Genomic DNA, 22292 nt, shown 5'->3' with positions numbered 1-22292 from the left:
CCGCAAGCACCGTAAATTTCGCTTGCGGCCCGCTCGTCCCTGTGATTCAACCTGTCCATGGCGCATATCGCGAAACTCCGCATGTTGCTTTTCTCGGCTTTCGGCCCGGCAATTGCGGTGCTTCTTCTGCTTTTCTTCGCTGGCTATGTGGTGTTGGGTTCCAACGGGATTCTGGCCTGGGGCGACTATAAGCGTCAGCTGCATAACGCGCAGGGGGAACTGAAGCAGGTCCAGGCCCATCGGCAGGAATTGAAGAACCGGGTGGATCTTTTGAATCCCCGGCGCGTCGATCCCGATCTGAGCGACGAGCTGATCCGGCGGGAACTGGGCGTCGTCCACCATGATGAAGTCATCGTGCCGCTAAACTGATCGTCTCTGCTCCGGCCCTCCCACTGGAACGCCCGTTTGGGCGGATTTGCCGTGTTTCAGACCCATGAGTGCGTTGCATTTTGGGGCGCTCTGCCGCTATACGGGCCTTCCTTCCATCCTCACCCACGCAAAAGGATAAGAGCCTTGGCGAAACCAACGACGCCGCGTCCTTCACGCGCAAAGGCAGCAAGCCCCGCTCGTGCAGAAGCACGAGCGACGGCCGACCACGCCGGCGCGGACCATAACCGGCCTCGCCCCGATACTCCCAAAGACTATAAGGCCACCCAGGAAGAGCTGCTGCAATTCTACCGGCAGATGGTCCTCATCCGCCGCTTCGAGGAAAAGGCGGGCCAGCTCTACGGACTGGGCCTGATCGGCGGCTTCTGCCACCTCTATATCGGTCAGGAGGCCGTCGCGGTCGGCATCCAGTCGGCGCTCAAACCCGGCAAAGACAGCGTTATCACCGGCTATCGCGACCATGGCCATATGCTGGCCTATGGCATCGATCCCAACGTCATCATGGCCGAACTGACCGGCCGCGAAGCGGGCATCTCGCGCGGCAAGGGCGGTTCGATGCACATGTTCAGCGTCGAGCATAAATTCTACGGCGGCCATGGTATCGTCGGCGCGCAGGTGTCGCTGGGTGCCGGCCTTGGCTTTGCCCATAAATATAACAATGACGGCGGCGTGTGCGTCGCCTATTTCGGTGACGGCGCGGCCAACCAGGGCCAGGTCTACGAAAGCTTCAACATGGCCGAGCTGTGGAAGCTGCCGATCATCTTCGTGATCGAAAACAACCAATATGCCATGGGCACCAGCGTCAACCGCTCCTCGGCGGAAGATCAGCTTTACCGCCGCGGTGAAAGCTTCCGCATTCCGGGCATCCAGGTGAACGGCATGGACGTTCTGGCGGTTCGCGGCGCGACCGAGGAAGCGCTCAAATGGGTACAGGGCGGCAACGGTCCGATCCTGCTCGAAATGAAGACCTATCGCTATCGCGGCCACTCCATGTCCGATCCGGCCAAATACCGGTCGCGCGAGGAAGTGCAGTCGATGCGCGACAAGTCCGACCCGATCGAGGGCGTCAAGAAATATCTGACCGAAGCCGGCGTGAGCGAGGACGAACTCAAGAAGATCGACCAGGACATCCGGAAGGTCGTCAGCGATGCGGCGGACTTCGCTGAAACCTCTCCCGAACCGGAAATGCACGAACTTTATACCGACGTGCTGGTGGAGCAATATTAATGGGTATCGAAATCAAGATGCCGGCGCTTTCGCCGACCATGGAGGAAGGCACGCTGGCGAAATGGCTGGTGAAGGAAGGTGACGAGGTCCGGTCGGGCGACATTCTGGCCGAGATCGAGACCGACAAGGCGACGATGGAATTCGAAGCCGTCGACGAAGGCAAGATCGGCCAGATCATGGTGGCCGAGGGCACCGAAGGCGTGAAGGTCGGCACCGTCATCGCGACTATGGCCGGAAATGGGGCCGGAGATGGCACCGGAGATGGGGCGGGCGAGGGCAGCGAGGCGGCCCCGGCTCCCAAGGCGGAAGCGCCCAGGGCCGAAGCCGCGCCGGAACCGAAAAAGGCCGAGAGCGGAACGTCGAAGCTCGCCACCGAGGCGAAGGCAACCGTCAAGGATCCGGCACTTCCCGAAGGCACCGAATATGTGAAGACGACCGTGCGCGAAGCGCTCCGCGACGCCATGGCCGAGGAAATGCGCCGTGACGAGCGCGTCTTCGTCATGGGCGAGGAAGTCGCCGAATATCAGGGCGCCTACAAGGTCACCCAGGGCCTGCTGGAGGAATTTGGCGGCAAGCGTGTCATTGACACCCCCATCACCGAATATGGCTTTGCGGGGATCGGCGCGGGCGCGGCCATGGGCGGCCTGAAGCCGGTCATCGAGTTCATGACCTTCAACTTCGCGATGCAGGCCATCGATCACATCATCAACTCGGCGGCCAAGACCAATTACATGTCCGGCGGGCAGATGCGCTGCCCGATCGTGTTCCGCGGTCCCAACGGCGCGGCAAGCCGCGTCGCTGCCCAGCACAGCCAGAATTACGGTCCCTGGTATGCGGCGGTTCCCGGCCTGATCGTGATCGCGCCCTATGACTCGGCCGATGCCAAGGGCCTGCTGAAGGCAGCCATTCGTTCCGAAGACCCGGTCGTGTTCCTGGAGAATGAACTGGTCTATGGCCGCAGCTTCGACGTGCCCAAGGTCGACGATTATGTCCTGCCGATCGGCAAGGCCCGTATCGTCCGCGAGGGGAAGGACGTGACGCTGGTCAGCTATTCGATCGGCGTCGGCGTCGCTCTGGAGGCCGCCGAAACGCTGGCTGCCGAAGGCATCGACGCGGAGGTCATCGACCTGCGCACCCTGCGCCCCCTGGACACTGCGACGGTGCTGGAGAGCCTGAAGAAGACGAACCGCCTGGTGGTGGTGGAAGAAGGCTGGCCGGTCTGCTCGATCGCATCGGAAATCGCCGCCGTGGTCATGGAGCAGGGCTTCGACGACCTCGATGCCCCGGTGCTGCGCGTCACCAACGAGGATGTGCCGCTGCCTTACGCCGCGAACCTCGAAAAGGCCGCGCTGATCGATGCGCCCCGCGTCGTCGCGGCGGCGAAGAAGGTCTGTTATCGATAATAAGTCATGTGATCGCGCCCTCGGGCGCGATCACATATTTCTGTAGTTGGACGGATCAACTCAGCCGCTTTCTCAATTTTTCTTGCGTTGCTGACGGTGGCCTTATCATGTCGCCATCTCAGCCCGCGAATTGCCAACTGATGCCTAGAAACTGGGATGTGTGGGGATTCAGCCCAGGGCGGGCTGCAAAGACGGCTTCCTGCGCTTCCAGTGCTCACGACCTGCAGGTCGCTCCGCGCCGGCTCTCGAAATCCATCACTTTAGCGGCACTGGACTTCGGCTCGGCTCGCCCTGAACTGAATCCTCACACATCCTGGCTTCCCTTCAAGTCTGTGGGTTTGATCCAGCGAAGGCAAACCATTCCATTTATTGAACCAGCCGCGCAGTTTGAAGGGCTGTAGAAAAGAGTTGCTGGAGGGCTGCGGTGATATTGTCATTGGCGGTCACCGTCTGCACCAGCGGTGAACCGTTGACGCCAGGTGACGCGCAACTTTGCAGAGCGGTGAGGACCTTGTCGGAACTCCCCGCGTTGCCAGCGGGATAAGGTGACGGGGGAGCCGGCAGGAACGGAGCGACGTTCGACTGAGACCAGGAATCACCGACCAGCGATTCTGGCAGATATTGCGTATAGAGGATCGCAATCTTGATGCCCTTGCCCTTGATCGCGGTGCATTGGGTCAGGTCGCTAGTCCGAAGCGGTCCGAAATAGCGGCCGCTCCCATTCGGCTGATCCAGCATGCCGTCGGTGATGATGAACAATATCTTCTGCGGGGTCGCTCCGACGGCGCCTGATCCCGCTGTGGGAATGATATTGTACATCGTTGTGAGCATGTTGGTCATTTCCGTGGCTTTGTCATTGATGTTGGTGCTGCTGGTGGGCTGAGAGTTCTTCCACCAATAGTCATCCGCCGGGAACAGCGAGGTTGCCGAAAAGCCACTGCCGTAGGAGGCGACGTTCGTCAGACTGTTCAGCGTCTTGACGGGCGAACTGCTGCCGGACCGCGTCCAGTCGAAGGAGAACATCTGGGCCTGGTAAGTGACCTGGTACTGTGCAGCCTGGTTTGCGGCGAACGGAATCAGCTGTGACGCTGCCGAAACGACGTCGTCCTTGCGCAGGACAATGCTGGAGGGGCTGCCGTAGATGAGACCGTAATTGTGCGTCAGCCAGTAGCCATCGGCCCAGTAGCCGGTATCATAGGTTGTCGTGCTTGTGCTCGTGCTTCCGATGGTTGTCGTGGTGCTCGTATTCCCGCCGTTATTGGTCGTTATTTTAGTCGTGGTGGGTGTCGAAGATACTTTTTTATTGATTGTGACAGGACCAGAGGTGCTGTCGACGATCGAATAGGTTGTTGTTGTGACAGTTGTCACGGTCGTGGTCGTGTTTCCGCTCGTCGTTGGTCCGGATACGGAGGTCGTGGAGGAATTCATGGAGTTCCCCGAACTGTCGTACAGCGTGCTGGTTGTTGGATTCCAACGATAGTAGACGTTTTGATTCGAAGCGCCGGACGTGTAGTAGCTGGTCGACAAAAGAACTTGCCGGCTTTGCGTGTCATTGATGTAGATGTTATCGCTATGCGGAATTTGAGCATGACAGGCAAAGGCGCAGCCATTGGGAAGTTGGGTGGTTTTGGTCGCCGCGATGATCTTGGCAACGCCATCGGAGGTTGCAGGCAACAGCATTGACGGCGAATTGTCCATCGCCAGATAGAAGTCGACATTTGGCGGCTGGGCGGCGCTTGCCGTTGCGGTTCCGCTCACGGTCAGCGTGCTCAGTCCGAGTATTTTGCCGAACAGGTTGATGGATTTGACCGTATAGCTGATCGTCGCTGTGCGCAGATAGCCCAAAGCGCCGCTGCTGCTGCTGGAGGTGCTGTCCGTGACGGTAGGGGTCATCTGCAGGTTCTGATAGCCCGTGAGCAGCGCGGCCTGTGAATTGAACATCTTCGTGGCAGCAGAGGTCGACGCGCTGTTTGACTGAAGGATCATTGCGGGCGTAACGGCCGCGAGCGCTGCAGCGTCGGCAGCGGCATTCAACTGCGTCTGGAGGCTCATGGCGCGCGCATAGTCGACTCCAAAGCCAACCGCGAAGGTCAACGGAATGACCGCAAACCCCATAATCATCAGGACGTTGCCTTCCTGATCGGCCTTCAATCGGACGAGGCGCTTAAGCGGTGCCATCGAACATATGGCTGAGAGGGTTTTCTTCATCACATATGTACCTAGTAAAGGCGCGGAACCATATAGATGGTGTCGCTGAAAGTTCGAGCGGGGAAGGTGACAAGACTGACGGACGGCGTGAAGTTGTAGGATACCTGGCTCCTGAACAGCCAGCCGCCTGCCGTGCCCACCTGGGTCTTGTTTGCATCGCCTGGGGCAAGATTGCCGCACACGTTCGAGCCGTCCGGCGAAACCGGTACCATCGGAGAGGTGATCATGTTGCTCGGAATGGACACGACGTTGCTGGCCGACTGCGTCTCGTTGGTGGGGAGCGTGCCGGCGGTTTGGTTCGAAGTCGTGGCGGTAACGGTGCTGCCATCGGCATTCTGCGTCTGGGCCTGGGTCCACACAACATAGGCATGTGTGGCATCGCACACTCTCAGCAGCGAGATTTGCTCGGTTGCGTTGTCAAGTCTGTAGGGCGACAGGACGACGGCACTGGCGCTGAGATAGGATTGCGCGGTAGTGCTTTGGGCGTTGTTATAGATGACCGCAGGTGACATGGTCCGGCTGACGAGGTCTGCGAGCGAACGGGTCGCGATGGCAACCTTGCGGTCGCAGGCGATCATGTCGGACAGGCCGGTTCCGCTCACATAAAGCAGCAGAACCACGGGCACGCAGATCGCGAATTCCACGATAACCGCACCATGCGTGCTCTTTAGGAAGCGTCTCAGCATGAGGTTTGCGATTGCAACGTGTTGCATGAATAATTCTCTGTCGTGAATACGGACGTTGCCACAAGCATGTGATTGGAATTGGGCTGATTGACGAGGTTGAGATTCAGCGGCCCCGTTCCGGTTGGCCAAAGATAGATCAACTGCAGGACAACGATCAGGTTCTGACCGCTGCCGCCCGATTGATAATTATATCCCGTGCCCGTGGAGGTCAGTACGCCATTACTGTCGTAGGTGAACGTCGGCGAGGCGGTGCTCGCCACGTTGTAGCTGGTCGTGGTGGTGACGTTGACGGTAAGCCTGGAGCATGAGAGCATCGAGGGCAGCAGCGCAGGAATGGTGATGGACTGGCCATTGGAATCCGTACCGGAAGTGCCGTTGCAGATGGCATTCTTGAAGTCGCTTGCTGTCATGCCGACATTGCCGTTTGCCAGTCGCGTGGTTTGCGCCGCACCGGTCAGCAACAGCCGTCCTGCGCCTTGGGCCGCCGTCTCCAGCATCTGTTGCGCCAGATAGATGAGGATCGTGTACAGGATCGCCAGAAGGCATGCTATGAAAGCCGGCCCCACGATGGCGAACTCCACCGTCGCCGCGGCCTCGCGGTTCTTCCACAGTTTTCTTTTAAACCCGTGTACCGCCCTGAGGGCATGAATGATGCTGTGCAAGATCGCCACGCAAAGGCCCTCCTTGTCTCTCCTGTGCATGACTAATGTTCAGATTTGGTAAATGTGTGGATCGGACGGGATGATCGGGAATTTCATGCCATGGGCATGTTGAGCAAAGTGAAAGTTCAGGCCGTAAGGCGTGGAGGCTTCCTTACTTTCATGCATGTTTCTATTCAGGCGACGTAATGGCGGCGACAGGCCAGCAATATGGAGCCTTTCCAAGAGCATGCTGACAGGCGTTTTATTTTCTCGGGCAGGTGGTGCATGACGGCATCGAATGAGGATTTGCCAGCGTTGACGTCCCTGCTCAGCGCATATGCAGGTCAGGATGCTGTGCGACATCGGCTGCTCTGGCGGCTTGATCAGCGCTTTGCCCGCCTGGTTGCGACGACGAGCGAACCCATGATCGGCCAGATGCGCCTGGCGTGGTGGCATGATGCGCTGACGGACGACAGCGGCCTCAAGGGACGCGGGGAACCGGTGATCGACGCATTGCGCGGTTTGAATGCGGCGCCGCCTGCCGGTCTCGCGCAATGGCTGGACGGCTGGGAAGCCCTGATCGGAGAGATCGATCTTCCGGCCTATGCTCAGGGGCGGGGCGGTGGATTGTTCCGCGCCTTGGCGGGTGAGGATGCCATTCCCCATTGGCTGGCGCAGGCCGGGGCGGCGTGGGCGCTTTGGGATCTGTCGGGACAGGCGAGTGACGGCGACATCGCCGAGAAGGCGATCGCCATGGCGCGCCGGCATCTGCTGCCCGCGACGATCCCATGGCCTGGGCAATGGCGTCCGATGCGCCTTGCCTATCAACTCGCGCGACATGACATAAAAAGGGGACGGCACGCACCGCCGGGATTGACCCCGGCACTCTATATGCGGTTGATACGCCTCGCATTATTGAGGCGTTGAAAGGGATCAGGTGGGGCGAGTTCTGGCAGGAGCCATGGCGGCGCTGTTTCTGGCGGCGGGTGGGCTGTTCTGGTGGCAGGGCCGCGCCAGCAACGAAGCCGTGCCGCAACCGCTGGTCGGCGCCCCGCCTCCTCCGGCCATCGAAACCTTGCCGGAAGGTGATCCGGATGCCATGGGCGAGGCGCCGCCCATGCCCGGCGAAGCCTCGCCACAAAGCCGCGAGCAGAAGCGTTTTGACCGCTATGACCGCAATCGGGACGGGGTCATCACGCGCGTCGAGATGATGGGCAGCCGGGTCAAGGCCTTCAAGGCGCTCGACAGGAACAATGACAATCTCCTCTCCTTCGAGGAGTGGGCGGTGGCGACCTCGGATCGCTTTGCCAAGGCGGACGCCAATGGCGACGGCAAGCTCACCCCCGCCGAATTCGCCACGACCGCGCCGAAACCCAGAGCCGCCCCCAAATGCAAATGCTGAACGTCAGGCGGGCTGAAGTTCGCCCAGCCATTGGCCCAGTGCCGCGCGGGCGCGCGCCGTCATCGCTTCCTTGCGCTGCTTCTTCTTGACGTCCTCCAACGGCGGAAACAGGCCGAAATTGACGTTCATCGGCTGATAGTCAGCCGTTTCGACATTGCCTGTGACATGGCCGAGCAGCGCGCCCAATGCGGTCTCGCCCGGCAGGGGCGCGAGTGGCTGGCCCAAAATCTCGGCCGCGGCGAAACGCCCCGCCAACAGGCCGATGGCCGCACTCTCGACATAGCCTTCGCAGCCCGTCACTTGCCCGGCAAAGCGGATATGCGGCGCGCTTCTGAGGCGCAGCGTCGCGTCCAGCAGCTTGGGACTCTGGATGAAGGTGTTGCGGTGCAGGCCGCCCAGCCGCGCGAATTCGGCCTTCTCCAGACCGGGGATGGTGCGGAACAGTTCGATCTGCGCGCCATGCTTCAGCTTGGTCTGGAAGCCCACCATGTTCCAGAGCGTGCCCGAAGCATTGTCCTGCCGCAATTGCACGACGGCATAGGGCCAGCGGCCGGTGCGCGGATCGTCGAGACCCATCGGCTTCATCGGCCCATGGCGCAGCGTTTCCGGGCCCCGCGACGCCATCACCTCGATCGGCATGCAGCCTTCGAAATAGGGCGTGTCCTTCTCCCACTCCTTGAACTCGGTCTTTTCGCCGTCGATCAGCCCCTGGACGAAGGCCTGATATTGTTCCCGGTTCATGGGGCAGTTGACATAATCCTTGCCCTCGCCGCCGCCGGGGCCGATCTTGTCCCAGCGGTTGGCCATCCAGCATTTGTCCATGTCGATGCTGTCGAAATGCACGACGGGCGCGATGGCGTCGAAAAAGGCGAGATGGTCGATGCCGGCCGCCTGGCCGATGCTGGCGGCCAGCGCGGGAGCGGTGAGCGGACCGGTCGCGACGATCGTCATGCCGTCCGCCGGCAGCATGTCGACGCGCTCGCGCACGATCTCGACATGGGGATGCTCGGCCAGCGCGCGCGTCACGCCGTCGGAAAAGATGTGGCGATCGACGGCCAGCGCCGATCCGGCGGGCACCTTGGCCGGTTCCGCCTGCGCCATGATCAGCGAACCCAGCCGCCGCATTTCCTGATGCAGCAGGCCGACCGCATTCTTGTCCGCATCATCGGAACGGAAGCTGTTGGAGCAGACCAGTTCCGCCAGCCCGTCGGTCTGATGCGCGGGCGTCATCTCGCCGCTGCCGCGCATTTCCGACAGGCGGACCTTCACGCCCGCCTGCGCGAGTTGCCATGCCGCCTCGGACCCGGCGAGGCCGCCGCCAATGATATGAACCTGATGCATGGGGCGACCCATGGTCCTGCCCGCGCCACAGGTCAACCGTTGTTGCGTTTGGGGGGAGCGATCAGGCCGGTGCCAGTTCCGCCTCGCCGTAAAAGGCGCGTTCGTCCAATATCCCCTCGCGCTTGGCGACGATGGTGGCGACCAGCACCTGTCCCGCCACGTTGACGGCGGTGCGGCCCATGTCGAGGATAGGGTCGATAGCGAGCAGCAGTCCCGCGCCCTCCAGCGGCAGGCCGAGGGTGGAGAGGGTCAGCGTCAGCATCACGATCGCGCCGGTCAGCCCCGCAGTGGCCGCCGATCCGACGACGGACACGAAGACGATAAGCCCGTAATCGGCCGCATGCAGGGTGATGCCATAGAAATTGGCGATGAAGATCGCGGCCAGCGCCGGATAGATGGAGGCGCATCCATCCATCTTCGTGGTCGAGGCAAGCGGAATGGCGAAGGCGGCATAGCCCTTGTCCACGCCCAGCCGTTCCGCCACGGTTTCGGTGACGGGCATGGTGCCGACCGAGGATCGCGATACGAAGCCGAGCTGGATGGCGGGCCATGCCTTGGCGAAGAAGGACAGCGGCTTCAGGCCGTTTGCGGCCAGCAGCACCGGATAGACGAGCAGCAGCACCAGTGCGAGACCGAGATAGACCGCGCCCGCAAAGGTGCCGAGCTGGGCGAGCGCGCTCCAGCCATAGGTGGCGATCGCGCTGCCGATCAGCGCTGCCGAGCCGATCGGGGTCAAACGGATGATCCAGCCCAGGATCGCGCGGATCACCGCGAGCAGCGAGCGTACGAACGCCAGGAACGGTTCGGCCTTCTCACCCACTTTCAGCGTCGCCAGACCCACGGCGATGGAGATGACCAGGAGCTGGAGGATGTTGAAGGAGAGCGTCGTGGTGGCGCCGCTGTCCGCGACCTTGGTGCTGGCGGACAGGGCGAGGCTGTTGCCGGGGACCAGGCCTTTCAGGAAATCGAGCCAGCCGCCGAAACTGTCGGGCTTGCCGCCGGCCAGCACCTGTCCATGCAGGCCGGTGCCCGGCTGCACGATCAGGCCGATGACGATGCCGATGACCACGGCGATCAGGGCGGTGAACGCAAACCAGAGCAGGGTTTGTCCCGCCAGCCGCGCGGCATTGTCGAGCGCGCGCAAATTGGCGATGGACGCCACGATCGCCGCAAACACCAGCGGAGGGACGACGGCCTTCAGCAGCGAGACGAAGATCGAGCCCGTGGTCTTGAGGGTCGTCGCCAGCCAGTTGAGGTCGCCTTCCGGTCCGGTTCCCATCGACCGTGCCACCAGGCCCAGAGCCAGGCCGACGGCCATGCCCGCAAGAACCTGAAATCCGAAGCTGCGATAGGGGAGGACCATGGGCTCATTTCCTTGGGGCGACCGGCACGCGATATGGTGGACAGTCCCGCCAAATGCGCGCAAGCAATTCTTTAACGGGGTGAACGCGGATAAGGACGCCCTCTTTCCGCGGCTTAGGGTCAAACGGATTGGCCCTTGCGATCCGCTATGCCACATGAGGTCGGGAAATCCAGCATGGAGATGTGATTTGAAGCGGTGGTGGGCGGTTCTGGCGGCTTTGTTCCTGCCTCAGGCGGCGCAGGCGGCGGGGGACCCCGCCCTGGCGAAGACCGTGCTGATGAAGTCCATCGCCTTCCGGACGGTGGAAGGCGCGGGGCAGGTGCCCGGACTTGCCGCTTATTATGCCTCCCTCTTGCGGCAGGCTGGTTTCGCGGCGGCGGATATCGAGATCGTGCCGATGGGGGAGACCGCCACGCTGGCGGCAACGATAAGGGGCAGCGATCCAACGCTCAAGTCCCTGCTGATGATAGGCCATATGGATGTGGTGGCGGCGAACGCGGCGGACTGGCAACGCGATCCTTTCACGCCGGTCGAGGAAAATGGCTATATTTTCGGCCGGGGGGCGGAAGACAATAAATATGATGTCGCCATGATGGTGGCGACGCTGGCCGGGCTGAAGCGTGCGGGCTGGCAGCCGCGCCGCAGCGTCACCCTGCTGCTGTCGGGGGACGAGGAAACCCATATGGCCACGACGCGGGCGCTGGCGGCCAGATATCAGGATGCCGAGCTGTTGCTGAACGGCGACGGCGGCGGCGGGCTGCTCGACGAAGGCGGGAAGGCCGTGCTGTACCAGTTGCAGGCGGGCGAGAAGAGCTATGCCGATTTCGAGATCGGCTTCACCGATCCCGGCGGCCATAGCAGCGCGCCGACGCCGGGCAATCCGATCTACCGCATGGCGCGGGTGATCGATCGAATCGCGGCCTATCGCTTCGCACCGATGCGCAATGAATTGACCAAGGCGTCCTTCCTCCTGTCCGCCGACCGGATCGGCGGCGAAGCCGGTGCCGCCATGCGCAGCTATGCGAGGACCGGAGACAGCAAGGCGGCTGATCTTCTGTCCGAATTCCCAGAATTCATCGGACAGGTTCGGACCACCTGCGTCGCCACCATGGCGCAGGGGGGCCATGCCCTCAATGCGTTGCCGCAAAGCGCCAGCCTCAACGTGAATTGCCGTATCTTTCCCGGCGTCGCGATCGAGACGGTCAGGGCCGAACTGGAAAGGGTGATCGCCGATCCGAGCGCGTCGATCGTCCTGCGAGACAGTCCGACGGGCAGCGATGCGTCGCCCTTGCGGCCGGATGTGCTGAAGGCGGTGACCGCGGCGGTTGCGGCGCGCTATCCCGCCATCCCGGTCATACCCAGCATGTCGGCGGGGGCGACCGACAGCCTCTATTTCCGGGCCTTGGGCGTGCCCAGCTATGGGGTGTCGAGCCTGTTCCTGCGTGGCGAGGATGGCTTCGCCCATGGGCTGGACGAGCGGGTGCCGGTCGCCGGCATTCCGGCGGCGCTGGATCAGTGGGAAAGGGTGGTGAAGGCGCTCGCGGGGTAACAGGCTCCGCTCGTGCCAGAGCATGTTCGAAGCAGGTGGCATCACCGGCTGGCCCGGAAAGTGCGGAAAGTCAGGGACAAATAGAGCATGACCCGATCCGGCTTGACCGGATCATGCCATAGAGCGCGCTGCGTTAAATCGGACGCAAGTCGCGCGCTCTAGCTTTTTGTTTTCGCATCGTTTTAAGCGCAAGACCGGTTCCCACTTTTGCGCACGATGCTCCAGCAAGGTCAAGAAGCGGTGGCGCGGCGGCTCATGCTTTCCGACCTGGCTCGAACCAAATGATGCGCCACCCGCCGATCAGCGCGGCGCCGCGACGCTGTTCGCCGCCGACAGCACGGCCTGAACCGAAGCGGTGGCGATGTCCGTGTCGGTGCCGATGCCGAAAATCGTCCGGCCATCGGGCGTGCGGCATTCGACATAGGCCGCCGCCGCCACATCCGTGCCTGCGCCGATCGCATGTTCGCTATAGTCGGCGACCTCCAGATCGACGCCCAGCTCATCGCGCAGCGCGGCCAGAACCGAGGAGATCAGGCCGTTGCCGCGCCCGGAAATGGAGCGTTCGCCGCCCTTGTGCGCGATCTTGCCGGTGAAGATGCGATCCCCGGCATGGCCGCTCTCATGATAATCGATCAGCCGGTAGGGCTGCTCGCCCGTCAGGCGATAATGGGTTTCGAACGCCCCCCAGATATCGGCGGCATTGAGTTCCCGGCTGCTTTCGTCGGCCAGCGCCTGCACGATCTTGGAGAAATCGGCCTGCATCCGCTTGGGCAGCTTCAGCCCCTTGTCCTGTTGCAGCACCCAGGCGACGCCGCCCTTGCCGGACTGGCTGTTGACGCGGATCACGGCTTCGTAATCGCGGCCCAGATCCTTGGGATCGATCGGCAGATAGGGCACGTCCCAGATCTGGTCGTTGCGCGCTTCCTGCGCGGCAAAACCCTTCTTGATCGCGTCCTGATGGCTGCCGGAAAAGGCCGTGAACACCAGTTCGCCCGCATAGGGATGGCGTGGGTGGACCGGCAGCTGGTTGCAATATTCGACGGTCTGGATGACCTCGTCTATGTCGCTGAAATCCAGCCCCGGATTGATGCCCTGCGTGTACATGTTCAGGGCAACCGTCACCAGGTCGCAATTGCCGGTGCGCTCGCCATTGCCGAACAGGCAGCCTTCGACGCGGTCCGCGCCCGCCATCAGGCCCAGTTCGGCCGCCGCAACGCCGGTGCCGCGGTCGTTATGGGTGTGCAGCGAGATCACCACGCTGTCGCGCTTCGAGATGTTGCGGCAGATCCATTCGATCTGATCGGCATAGATGTTGGGCGTCGCCGCCTCGACCGTGGCGGGCAGGTTCAGGATCAGCGGGCGTTCGGCCGTCGGCTGCAGTATGTCCATCACCGCCTCGCAGCATTCCAGGCTGAAATCCAGTTCGGCGGTCGAGAAGGTTTCCGGCGAATATTCGAAATGCCAATCGGTATCGGGCTGCCTGGCCGCATTGTCGCGCAGCAGCTTCGCCGCGTTGATGGCGATCTCCTTGATCTGCGGGCGGTCCATCTGGAACACGATGTTGCGCCAGGCGGGCGACACCGCGTTGTAGACGTGGACGATGGCCTTCTTCGCGCCGCGCAGGGATTCGAAGGTGGTGGCGATCAGGTCTTCGCGGGCTTGGGTCAGCACCTGCGGGATCACGTCGTCGGGAATCGCGCCGTCGCGCACCAGGCCGGAAATGAAGTCGAACTCGGTCGCACCCGCGCTGGGGAAGCCGACCTCGATCTCCTTGACGCCGACTTTCACCAGCAGATCGAAGAAACGGCGCTTCTTTTCCGCGTTCATCGGGTCGATCAGCGACTGGTTGCCGTCGCGCATGTCGGTCGACAGCCAGCGCGGCGGCGAGGTGATGACGGCGCTCGGCCACTGGCGGTTGGGCAGGTCCACCTGAGGGAAGGGGCGGTATTTCAGCGAGGGATCGGTCAGCATCATGGAAAAGCTACTTCTTTGCATGCGGGCGGCCGGTGACTGCCCGGTGGTACGACTATCTGCTTGCTAGTGCCCTTAGGCGGATTGCCGCGTCATTCAAGCGAAGAGCAGCACAAAAACCACGCCTAAGGGCGTGTAAGTCGTAGCAGGGGAAGAAGCGCACGCTGCATGATGAAAGCCCCATAACCCATATGGGCGGGGAAGCGCAAGGGTGGCGGCGTGGCATTGTCCCCTCCCGCGGGCGGGAGGGGAGCGAAAGGCGCCTATTTCTGAAAAGCGGCGACGATCTTCAGTTCGACGGCGTCGCCGACCATCGGCACGCCATAGCCCATGTTGAAATCGCTGCGCTTGACGGTGGTGGTGGCGACGAAGCCGATATTTTCCTTGCCGCCCATCATCGCCGGAGCCTTGCCCGCGCCGTAGAATTCAGCGTCCAGCGTCACGGGCTTGGTCACGCCCTTGATGGTCAGGTTGCCGCTGATTTCCGCTTCGGTGCCCTGCACCTTCACGCCGGTCGACACGAAGGTCGCCTTGGGGAATTTGGCGGAATCGAAAAATTCCGGCTTCATCAGATGCTCGTCGAGCTTGGCAATGCCGGTCCGCAGGTTGGCGACGGGAACATCGACGGAGACCTTGGCCGCCGACGGATTTTTCGGATCGAGGGTCAGCGTACCGGTCGATTCGGAAATGACCCCCATATTGTTGGAAAAGCCCATATGATCGTAGGCGAACAGGATCTGCGTGTGGCCAGGATCGATCGCGTAAGTGCCGGCAGTGACGCGGGCCGGATCCTTCGCGCCCGGGGCAGGCGGCATCTGCTGGGCGACGACGACACCGCCACCGGCTACCGCGACCAGGGCGGCTGCGGAAATCATGAGCATGCGCATGGGCTATATTCTCCAGAAGCGATCAAGGGACGCCGCCAGAATAGGCAACGTCCCCTGATTGTTCCAGAGCCGTAACCGGAAACAATGGGTTACCGGTCAGGATCCTTAGGCATGGCGCCCATTCGCGAGCATCCATGCGCCGGCGGACGCCGCCCTTCGGGCCGCCGGCATGGCAAACCCGGATTTTCGGGCGGCGAGAGATCGTCAGTTCTTGTCCTTGTCGACAAGCTTGTTGGCGCCGATCCAGGGCATCATGGCGCGCAGCTGTTCGCCGGTCTTCTCGATCGGGTGCTGGGCCTGGAGCTTCCGCTTCGCCTTCATTTCCGGATAGCCGGTCTTGATGTCGGTCAGGAAGCGCTGGACGAACTTGCCCTGCTGAATGTCGGTCAGCACGCGCTTCATCTCGGCCTTGGTCTCGTCGGTGATGACGCGCGGGCCGGTGTGATAGTCGCCATATTCGGCCGTGTTCGAGATCGAATAGCGCATGTTGGCGATGCCGCCCTCATACATCAGATCGACGATCAGCTTGGTTTCGTGGAGGCATTCGAAATAGGCCATTTCCGGCGCATAACCGGCTTCCACCAGCGTTTCGAAGCCCGCCATGATGAGGTGGGTAATGCCGCCGCACAGAACCGCCTGCTCGCCGAACAGGTCGGTTTCGCACTCTTCCTTGAAATCGGTTTCGATGATGCCCGAACGGCCGCCGCCGACCGCCGAAGCGTAGGAGAGGGCGATGTCATGGGCATTGCCGGTCGCGTCCTGATGAACGGCGATCAGGCAGGGCACGCCGCCGCCCTTCACATATTCGCCGCGGACGGTGTGGCCGGGGCCCTTGGGCGCGATCATGATGACGTCGACGTCGGCGCGCGGTTCGATCAGGCCGAAATGGACGTTGAGGCCGTGCGCGAAGGCGAGCGCGGCGCCGGGGCGCAGGTTCGCATGGATGTCGGCGGCATAGAGGTCGGCCTGGTTTTCGTCGGGCGCGAGGATCATGAGCACGTCGGCCCAGGCGGCGGCGTCAGCGTTCGACAGCACCTTGAAACCGGCGCCTTCGGCCTTCTTGGCCGAGGACGAGCCGGGGCGCAGGGCGATGGCGACTTCGGCAACGCCGCTGTCGCGCAGGTTCTGGGCATGGGCGTGACCCTGCGATCCGTAGCCCAGGATGGCGACCTTCTTGCCCTTGATCAGGCCGATGTCCGCGTCGCGGTCGTAATAAACCTTCATTTGACGTTCCTTCTTGTGCAGTTCGAATGACCCCTTGCGGAGCCTTGATGGTTGGTGAGGGGAACCACCTTCGCGCGGGGGAGGGGGTTTCGCCCTCACCCTCCCACCGCTGCGCGGTAGGCCCCTCCCTCTCCCACAGGGGGAGAGGGGCAATTCCTTCAGTTCGGCTCCTTGCCGCGGATCAGGCCGACGACGCCGGTGCGGCCGACTTCGACCAGGCCGATCTGCCGCATCAGGCCGACGAAATTGTCGATCTTGTCGGTCGTGCCGGTGATCTCGAAGATGAAGCTCTCGATCGTGGTGTCGACCACCTTGGCGCGGAACACATCGGCCAGGCGCAGCGCCTCGATCCGGTCCTCGCCCACGCCCGCGACCTTGACCAGCGCCAGTTCGCGCTCGACGAAGGGGCCGTTGTCGGTCAGGTCCGTCACCTTGTGCACCGGCACCAGCCGGTCGAGCTGGGCGATGATCTGGTCGATCACCTTGGGCGGCCCGCTGGTGACGATGGTGATGCGGCTGATCGCATGGTCGGGGGTGATGTCCGCCACGGTCAGGCTGTCGATATTATAGCCGCGCGCGGTGAACAGGCCCGCGATACGCGCCAATATGCCCGCCTCGTTCGAAACCGTCAGCGACAGGACGTGCCGCTCGCTAATCTCTTCCTGAATATGCATCAGATCGTTCCGTTATCCGGTTCTTCGCGCTCGTGGCGCTCTGAAATCATGCCCGTCAGGGCGTAGTGCCATGCGCCGTCGTCGCGATGGGCGATGCGGACGGGAAAGCCCGCAATCGCGTCGAACATCCGCGCCAGATGCTCGCCCACATAGCGCGGGCTGACCAGCAGGCGGCCGATGTGGCGGTCGTGAAAGTCGAAGCCCGCATCCAGATGAACTTCCCAATCCTCATTGTCCGGATCGGCATGGTCCACCGTCCAGCCCGTCAGCTCGGCGGTGCCCGCGATCCGTTCGAAATCGAAGGGTTCGCTCACATGGATGCGCAGCTTCAGATGAGTGGTCACACCCCGATCCTCACACCAAAGCCTTTGCCTCGTCCGACATGATGCCTTCGACCTGGCTGGGGTCGAGCAGCATTTCGGTATGCGCCGCGCCCGACGGGATCATCGGGAAGCAGTTGCTGAGTTTCGCCACGCGGCAGTCGACGATCACCGGGCCGGGCGTGTCGATCATCTGACGGATGCCTGCCGCCAGTTCCTGCGGCCCTTCGATGCGGATGCCGGTCCAGCCATAAGCTTCCGCCAGCTTCACGAAATCGGGCAGGCTGTCGGAATAGCTGTTGGAATAGCGGCTTTCATAGGTCAGCTCCTGCCACTGGCGGACCATGCCCATATATTCATTGTTCAGGATGAAGATCTTGACCGGCAGGCGATATTGCGTGGCGGTGCCCATTTCCTGAATGTTCATCTGGATCGAGGCATCGCCCGCGACGCAGACGACCAGGCTGTCGGGATTGCCCACCTGCGCGCCGATCGCCGCCGGGAAGCCATAGCCCATGGTGCCGAGGCCGCCGGAGGTCAGCCACTTGTTCGGTTCGTCGAAGCCGAAATGCTGGGCCGCCCACATCTGATGCTGGCCGACCTCGGTGGTGATGATGACGTCCTTTGACGAGCGCGAAGCCTTGTAAAGCTGGGCGATCGCGTCCTGCGGCATGATCTCCTCGCGGCTGTCGGGATAGGCGAGGCTGTTGCGCGCGCGCCAGCCGTCGATCCGCGCCCACCATTCGGTGAGATCGGCCGCCTTGTGGCCGCGATCCTTCCAGAGCGCGATCATGTCGGCGAGCGCGCTGGCGACGTCGGCGACGATGGGCAGGTCGACATCGACGGTCTTGTTGATCGAGCTGCGGTCGATATCGATGTGGATTTTCTTCGAATGGGGCGCGAAAGCGTCCAGGCGGCCGGTCACGCGGTCGTCGAAGCGGGCACCGACGCAGACGATCAGGTCCGCCTTGTTCATCGCCCAATTGGCTTCATAGGTGCCGTGCATGCCCAGCATGCCGACCCATTGGTCCGATGAAGCCGGGAAGGCGCCCAGACCCATCAATGTCGAAGTGACGGGCGCACCCGTCAGCGCGGCGATCTCACGCAGCAGGGCCGACGCTTCCGGGCCGCTGTTGATGACGCCGCCGCCGGTGTAGAAGATCGGCCGTTCCGCCTTTGCCAGCCACTCGACCGCCGTAGCGATCGCCTTGGCGTCGCCCTTGGTCTGCGGCCGGTAGCTCGCATGTTCGAACGCCCTGGGCTTTTCATAGGGCGCCGTCGCGATCTGGACATTCTTGGGAATGTCGACGACGACCGGGCCGGGACGGCCGGTGGTGGCGATATGGAACGCCTCATGGATGACGCTGGCCAGCTTGGTCGGCGACTTCACCAGATAATTATGCTTGGTGCAGTGGCGCGTGATGCCGACCGTGTCCGCTTCCTGAAAGGCGTCGGTGCCGATCAGTTGGGTCGGGACCTGGCCGGTGATGACGACCATCGGGATCGAATCCATCAGCGCATCGGTGATGCCGGTGACGGCATTGGTCGCGCCCGGGCCGGAGGTGACGAGCACGACGCCGGGCTTGCCGGTCGAGCGCGCATAGCCCTCCGCCATATGGGTCGCGCCCTGTTCATGGCGGACGAGCACGTGGCGGATCTTCGGATGATTGAAGAGTGCGTCATAAATGGGCAGCACCGCGCCGCCCGGATAACCGAACACGACCTCGACCCCCAGGTCGATCAGGCACTCAACCAATATGTCCGCGCCGCTCTTTTCGGCCACGATGGATTCCTTCCGCCAGATTCAGGTTGCGCCATCTGCGCCAGATCAGCCGCGATGACAAGGCGGCTGCGTTTATTGGGCATAAAATGACATGTCAATGGTTATTGTTGTAATTTAATTACCAATTCATCTGTGATTTTATCATCAACCTGTCGTGTTTCCCGCGGCCAGTCCGTTGGGGGCTGGCGGGAAAACCAGGTATATTGGCGCTTCGCATATTGGCGGGTCGCAATCCGGCCGCGTTCCAGCATCGGCTCGCGGCCGATCTCCCCCGCCAGCCAGGCTGCGATTTCCGGCACCCCGATGGCACGCATGACGGGAAGACCGGGGGAGAGATTGCGCGCGAGCAGGGCTTCGACTTCCTCCACGGCGCCGCTGTCCACCATCTGCCCGAACCGGCGGTCGCAGCGCTCGATCAGCCAGTCGCGCGGGGGCAGCAGGATGAGCGGGGCAAGGGCGATGCGATTACCGATGCCGCCGCTCTTGCGCTTCTGCCATTCCGAGAGGGGCTTGCCGGTGGAGCGCACGACTTCGAGCGCGCGGGCCACGCGCGTGGTATCTGCTGGGGCCAGACGCGTGGCGGCTTCGGGATCCTCCCTGCCCAGGGCAGCGTGCGCTTCCGCCACGGCCATGGTGCGGATCGTGGCGCGGACGGCCGGATCGATGTCCGGCACCGGGGCGATGCCGTCGAGCAGGGTGCGCAGATAGAGCCCCGTTCCGCCGACCAGGATGGGAAGGCGGCCTTCCTCATGCGCCCTGTCCACCTCGGCGCGGGCTTCGGCCGCCCAGCGGGCGGCGGAACAGGATTCCGCGCCGTCGATATGGCCGAAAAGGCGATGCGGAGCCTGCGCCATGTCCTCGTCCGATGGCCGCGCGGAGAGGATCTGGAGGTCGGCATAGACCTGGCTTGCATCGGCATTGATGATGACGCCGTTCGCCGCATGGGCAAGGGCAAGGGCAAGCGCGCTCTTGCCGCTGGCGGTAGGCCCGGCAATAAGCGCGACGCGCGGGCGGGATTCGCCCTCATATGTTTCGGGAGTGTCCATGTTCGTCGCGACCTTAGTGGCAAGTGCGGCCTTGAGTCAGGAAGATATTGCGCAGGCCGCCGGACGGCTGGCGACTGCAGGCTGCGCGCCGGTGGATAGCCGGTGGCTGGACCAGGGCAAGGCGGCGGACATTTTCTTCGGGTCCGACCCGATCGCGGCGCGGGCTGCGCTGACCGGGATCGGCGACAGGGTGGACGTGATCGTCCAGCCGGCCCACGGCCGCGAGAAGAAGCTGCTGATCGCGGACATGGATTCCACCATGATCACCGTCGAGTGCATTGACGAACTGGCCGACTATGCCGGGATCAAGCCGCAGATCGCCGAGATCACCGAGCGGGCGATGCGCGGCGAACTGGATTTCGCAGGCGCGCTGCATGAGCGGGTGGCCTTGCTCAAGGGATTGGCGGATGCCGCCATCGACCAGTGCCGCGTCGAGCGCGTCAGGATCATGCCCGGCGCCAGGGCGCTGGTGCGGACGATGAAGGCGCGGGGGGCGAAGACTTTGCTGGTGTCGGGCGGCTTCACCCGCTTCACCGGCCCGGTGGCGGAGGAGATCGGTTTCGACAGCGCAGTCGCCAATGTGCTGGAAATTGCGGATGGGGCCTTGCTCGGCACGGTGACGGCGCCGATCGTCGACGCGGCGCGCAAGCGGGCGGAACTGGAAGCCGCGATCGAGGGCGGCATCGATCGCGCTCTCACCCTGGCGGTCGGCGATGGCGCCAACGACATTCCGATGATCCAGGGCGCGGGACTGGGCGTCGCCTATCATGCGAAGCCCAAGACCCGCGAGGCTGCTGCGGCGGAAATCGTGCATGGCGACCTGTCCGTGCTGCTTTACGCGCAGGGCATCGCTTCGGCGGACTGGATCGACGGATAACATGGCCGCGCCGGCGCCGAAGATCGATCTCCGCTGACAGTCGCGGAAGCATGGCGTTTCAGAATCAGTGGATGCCCGACAGCATCCACAGCGCCATCGCCACCATCATGATATTCTCCGTCAGCGAGACGAAGCCCAGCGGCACATTGCTGCCGCCGCCGACGCAGGCGCATTTGAGTTCGCGCTTCTCGATATAGACGGCCTTGAACACCGACACGGCGCCGATGCCGCCGATGAACAGCGCCACGGGGATCGACAGCCAGTCGAGCCAGCCGGTCAGCATCAGCACGCCCGCACCCAGTTCCAGAAAGGGATAGGCCTTGCCATAGGGCACATAGCGGCGGGCCAGCAGGTCATAATTCAGGAACATGGTGGCGAAGCGATCCACGTCCTGAAGCTTCAGCATGGCCAGCAGCATCATGGTGATGGCGATGAAGCGCTCCACCGTCACGACGCTGAGGATCGGCATGGCCTCAATCGCCGTGAAGGCCATCGCCAGCAGCGCACCGACCGCGAAGACGGCAAGGACAGGGGTATAGCTCGTCGCATTGGGATCGGCGACTTTCAGCCCGAAATGACGGCGCAGGTCGTCATGGCCGCCGATCCTTTCGCCATCGATGAAGATCTGCGGCGTGGTCCTGACGTCATGCGCGGCCTTGAAGGCGTCGGTTTCCTCCCGGCTGGTAAGCCAATGATCCTCGACCTCGTAGCCCTTGTGCCTGAGCAGCCAGCGCGCCTTGAGACCATGGGGGCAGACATGCCCCGGCATCACCATGCGGTAGAGCATGGCTCTCCGGGGTGTCGGAAGGGTGGCGGCGGTCGTGGTCATGGCTCGGCTTTCTCTTGGCGAATATCGCTTGGCACCCCATATGGGTTCCGTACCATGGTCCGGAGTCAAGCATGGCGATGACGATTTCTGCTCTGGCCCGCGCGGGCGGCGTCGGGGTCGAGACGGTGCGCTTCTACCAGCGGCGCGGCTTGCTGCCGACGCCCGACCGGCCGGAAGGCGGCGGCGTGGCAGGCGGCGTCCGGCGCTATGACGAAGGCGATGTGCGGCGGCTGAAGTTCATCCGATCGGCCTAAGGGGCGGGCTTCACGCTGGAGCAGATCGGGGAATTGCTGCGGCTCGACGCGGGGCAGGACAGGGCGAGAGCGCGGGAACTGGCGGCGGAAAGGCTGCAGGCGCTGGACTTCAGGATTGCCGAGTTGCAGACCGCCCGGGACTCGCTGCGCCGCCTCGCGAGCGCCTGCCACGCGTCGGAAGAAGGGCCTTGCCCGATCATCTCGGCCTTTGAGGGCTAAA

Annotated in this window: 21 protein-coding genes and 1 pseudogene; 8 read left to right on the top strand and 14 right to left on the bottom strand. The window is 62.9% G+C overall.

From position 1 onward, the window contains the following. Positions 1 to 57: 57 nt before the first annotated feature. From MJ601_RS02665 to MJ601_RS02655, 3 genes are all read left to right on the top strand, one after another. Complete coding sequence (locus tag MJ601_RS02665; protein ID WP_242123025.1) at positions 58 to 369, top strand: FtsB family cell division protein; 312 nt, start codon at positions 58 to 60, stop codon at positions 367 to 369. Positions 370 to 513: 144 nt separating this feature from the next. Beyond that, entirely contained in the window at positions 514 to 1614 is a 1101-nt protein-coding gene (gene pdhA / locus MJ601_RS02660) for a pyruvate dehydrogenase (acetyl-transferring) E1 component subunit alpha (protein WP_242123024.1), read from the top strand. After that, positions 1614 to 3017: a pyruvate dehydrogenase complex E1 component subunit beta gene (locus MJ601_RS02655; RefSeq protein WP_242123023.1), complete on the top strand. Its 1404-nt coding sequence runs from the start codon at positions 1614 to 1616 to the stop codon at positions 3015 to 3017. Before pdhA ends, MJ601_RS02655 begins: the two co-directional genes overlap by 1 nt. 366 nt (positions 3018 to 3383) lie before the next feature. Here MJ601_RS02655 and MJ601_RS02650 read toward each other — a convergent pair whose 3' ends face one another. Genes MJ601_RS02650 through MJ601_RS22000 form a run of 4 tightly spaced genes read right to left on the bottom strand, consistent with a single transcriptional unit; the run spans position 3384 to position 7008 of the window. After that, the gene (locus MJ601_RS02650) at positions 3384 to 5225 is read right to left on the bottom strand and encodes a pilus assembly protein TadG-related protein (protein ID WP_242123022.1); all 1842 of its coding nucleotides are present in this window, start codon (positions 5223 to 5225) and stop codon (positions 3384 to 3386) included. Positions 5226 to 5236: 11 nt separating this feature from the next. Then, positions 5237 to 5869 (bottom strand): hypothetical protein, encoded by a 633-nt coding sequence (locus MJ601_RS02645; protein WP_242123021.1) that lies wholly within the window; start codon positions 5867 to 5869, stop codon positions 5237 to 5239. Between the two features lie 35 nt (positions 5870 to 5904). Then, positions 5905 to 6582, bottom strand: coding sequence for a TadE/TadG family type IV pilus assembly protein (locus MJ601_RS02640; protein ID WP_242123020.1), 678 nt, complete (start codon positions 6580 to 6582; stop codon positions 5905 to 5907). 39 nt (positions 6583 to 6621) lie between these two features. Then, positions 6622 to 7008, bottom strand: coding sequence for a hypothetical protein (locus tag MJ601_RS22000; protein ID WP_242123335.1), 387 nt, complete (start codon positions 7006 to 7008; stop codon positions 6622 to 6624). Between MJ601_RS22000 and MJ601_RS02630 the strand changes: the two genes are divergently transcribed. Together MJ601_RS02630 and MJ601_RS02625 are read left to right on the top strand one after the other, a co-directional pair. Beyond that, positions 6988 to 7479 (top strand): hypothetical protein, encoded by a 492-nt coding sequence (locus MJ601_RS02630; RefSeq protein ID WP_348635546.1) that lies wholly within the window; start codon positions 6988 to 6990, stop codon positions 7477 to 7479. The two genes, MJ601_RS22000 and MJ601_RS02630, sit on opposite strands and share 21 nt — an antisense overlap. Positions 7480 to 7489: 10 nt before the next feature. After that, a complete protein-coding gene (locus MJ601_RS02625; protein WP_242123018.1) occupies positions 7490 to 7954 on the top strand; it encodes an EF-hand domain-containing protein in 465 nt (154 codons plus the stop codon). A 3-nt stretch (positions 7955 to 7957) separates the two neighbouring features. Here the strand turns inward: MJ601_RS02625 and trmFO are convergent, their stop codons facing one another. Both trmFO and MJ601_RS02615 read right to left on the bottom strand, forming a co-directional pair. After that, positions 7958 to 9295: a methylenetetrahydrofolate--tRNA-(uracil(54)-C(5))-methyltransferase (FADH(2)-oxidizing) TrmFO gene (gene trmFO / locus MJ601_RS02620; protein ID WP_242123017.1), complete on the bottom strand. Its 1338-nt coding sequence runs from the start codon at positions 9293 to 9295 to the stop codon at positions 7958 to 7960. Positions 9296 to 9356: 61 nt separating this feature from the next. Next, positions 9357 to 10658, bottom strand: a complete 1302-nt coding sequence (locus tag MJ601_RS02615) for a dicarboxylate/amino acid:cation symporter (RefSeq protein ID WP_242123016.1) — start codon at positions 10656 to 10658, stop codon at positions 9357 to 9359. 187 nt (positions 10659 to 10845) lie between these two features. On the opposite strand from MJ601_RS02615, the gene MJ601_RS02610 reads away from it, so the two are divergent. After that, positions 10846 to 12207 (top strand): M20/M25/M40 family metallo-hydrolase, encoded by a 1362-nt coding sequence (locus MJ601_RS02610; RefSeq protein WP_281061195.1) that lies wholly within the window; start codon positions 10846 to 10848, stop codon positions 12205 to 12207. A gap of 300 nt (positions 12208 to 12507) precedes the next feature. On the opposite strand, the gene leuA is transcribed toward MJ601_RS02610, so the two are convergent. The 7 genes from leuA to miaA all read right to left on the bottom strand — a co-directional run bounded on the left by leuA (position 12508) and on the right by miaA (position 20112). Then, positions 12508 to 14181: a 2-isopropylmalate synthase gene (leuA, locus tag MJ601_RS02605; RefSeq protein WP_242123015.1), complete on the bottom strand. Its 1674-nt coding sequence runs from the start codon at positions 14179 to 14181 to the stop codon at positions 12508 to 12510. Between the two features lie 260 nt (positions 14182 to 14441). Beyond that, positions 14442 to 15065 (bottom strand): YceI family protein, encoded by a 624-nt coding sequence (locus tag MJ601_RS02600; protein ID WP_242123014.1) that lies wholly within the window; start codon positions 15063 to 15065, stop codon positions 14442 to 14444. Between the two features lie 204 nt (positions 15066 to 15269). Then, positions 15270 to 16310 carry a ketol-acid reductoisomerase gene (gene ilvC, locus MJ601_RS02595; RefSeq protein WP_348635552.1) on the bottom strand — a complete coding sequence of 347 codons (1041 nt, stop codon included), beginning with the start codon at positions 16308 to 16310 and terminating at the stop codon, positions 15270 to 15272. Between the two features lie 137 nt (positions 16311 to 16447). Next, entirely contained in the window at positions 16448 to 16963 is a 516-nt protein-coding gene (gene ilvN, locus MJ601_RS02590; protein ID WP_192666861.1) for an acetolactate synthase small subunit, read from the bottom strand. Next, positions 16963 to 17307, bottom strand: a complete 345-nt coding sequence (locus MJ601_RS02585) for an LSm family protein (RefSeq protein WP_242123012.1) — start codon at positions 17305 to 17307, stop codon at positions 16963 to 16965. The genes ilvN and MJ601_RS02585 overlap by 1 nt, the downstream gene beginning before the upstream one ends. A gap of 10 nt (positions 17308 to 17317) precedes the next feature. Continuing rightward, a complete protein-coding gene (locus tag MJ601_RS02580; protein WP_242123011.1) occupies positions 17318 to 19066 on the bottom strand; it encodes an acetolactate synthase 3 large subunit in 1749 nt (582 codons plus the stop codon). A gap of 101 nt (positions 19067 to 19167) precedes the next feature. Next, positions 19168 to 20112 (bottom strand): tRNA (adenosine(37)-N6)-dimethylallyltransferase MiaA, encoded by a 945-nt coding sequence (miaA, locus tag MJ601_RS02575; RefSeq protein WP_242123010.1) that lies wholly within the window; start codon positions 20110 to 20112, stop codon positions 19168 to 19170. On the opposite strand from miaA, the gene serB reads away from it, so the two are divergent. Further along, entirely contained in the window at positions 20111 to 20989 is an 879-nt protein-coding gene (serB, locus tag MJ601_RS02570; protein ID WP_242123009.1) for a phosphoserine phosphatase SerB, read from the top strand. The genes miaA and serB overlap by 2 nt on opposite strands. Before the next feature lie 64 nt (positions 20990 to 21053). Here the strand turns inward: serB and MJ601_RS02565 are convergent, their stop codons facing one another. Next, the gene (locus tag MJ601_RS02565) at positions 21054 to 21818 is read right to left on the bottom strand and encodes a MauE/DoxX family redox-associated membrane protein (protein WP_242123008.1); all 765 of its coding nucleotides are present in this window, start codon (positions 21816 to 21818) and stop codon (positions 21054 to 21056) included. Positions 21819 to 21889: 71 nt separating this feature from the next. Here MJ601_RS02565 and MJ601_RS02560 point away from each other — a divergent pair. Further along, positions 21890 to 22291 (top strand): annotated as a pseudogene (locus MJ601_RS02560) (MerR family transcriptional regulator). The last annotated feature ends 1 nt before the right edge of the window (position 22292 follow it).

This window comes from Sphingobium trunci, assembly GCF_022664535.1.
In the GTDB taxonomy this organism is placed as follows: domain Bacteria; phylum Pseudomonadota; class Alphaproteobacteria; order Sphingomonadales; family Sphingomonadaceae; genus Sphingobium.
The sequence above is the reverse complement of the archived record's forward strand: the minus strand, read 5'-3'. Positions and strand labels throughout refer to the sequence as shown.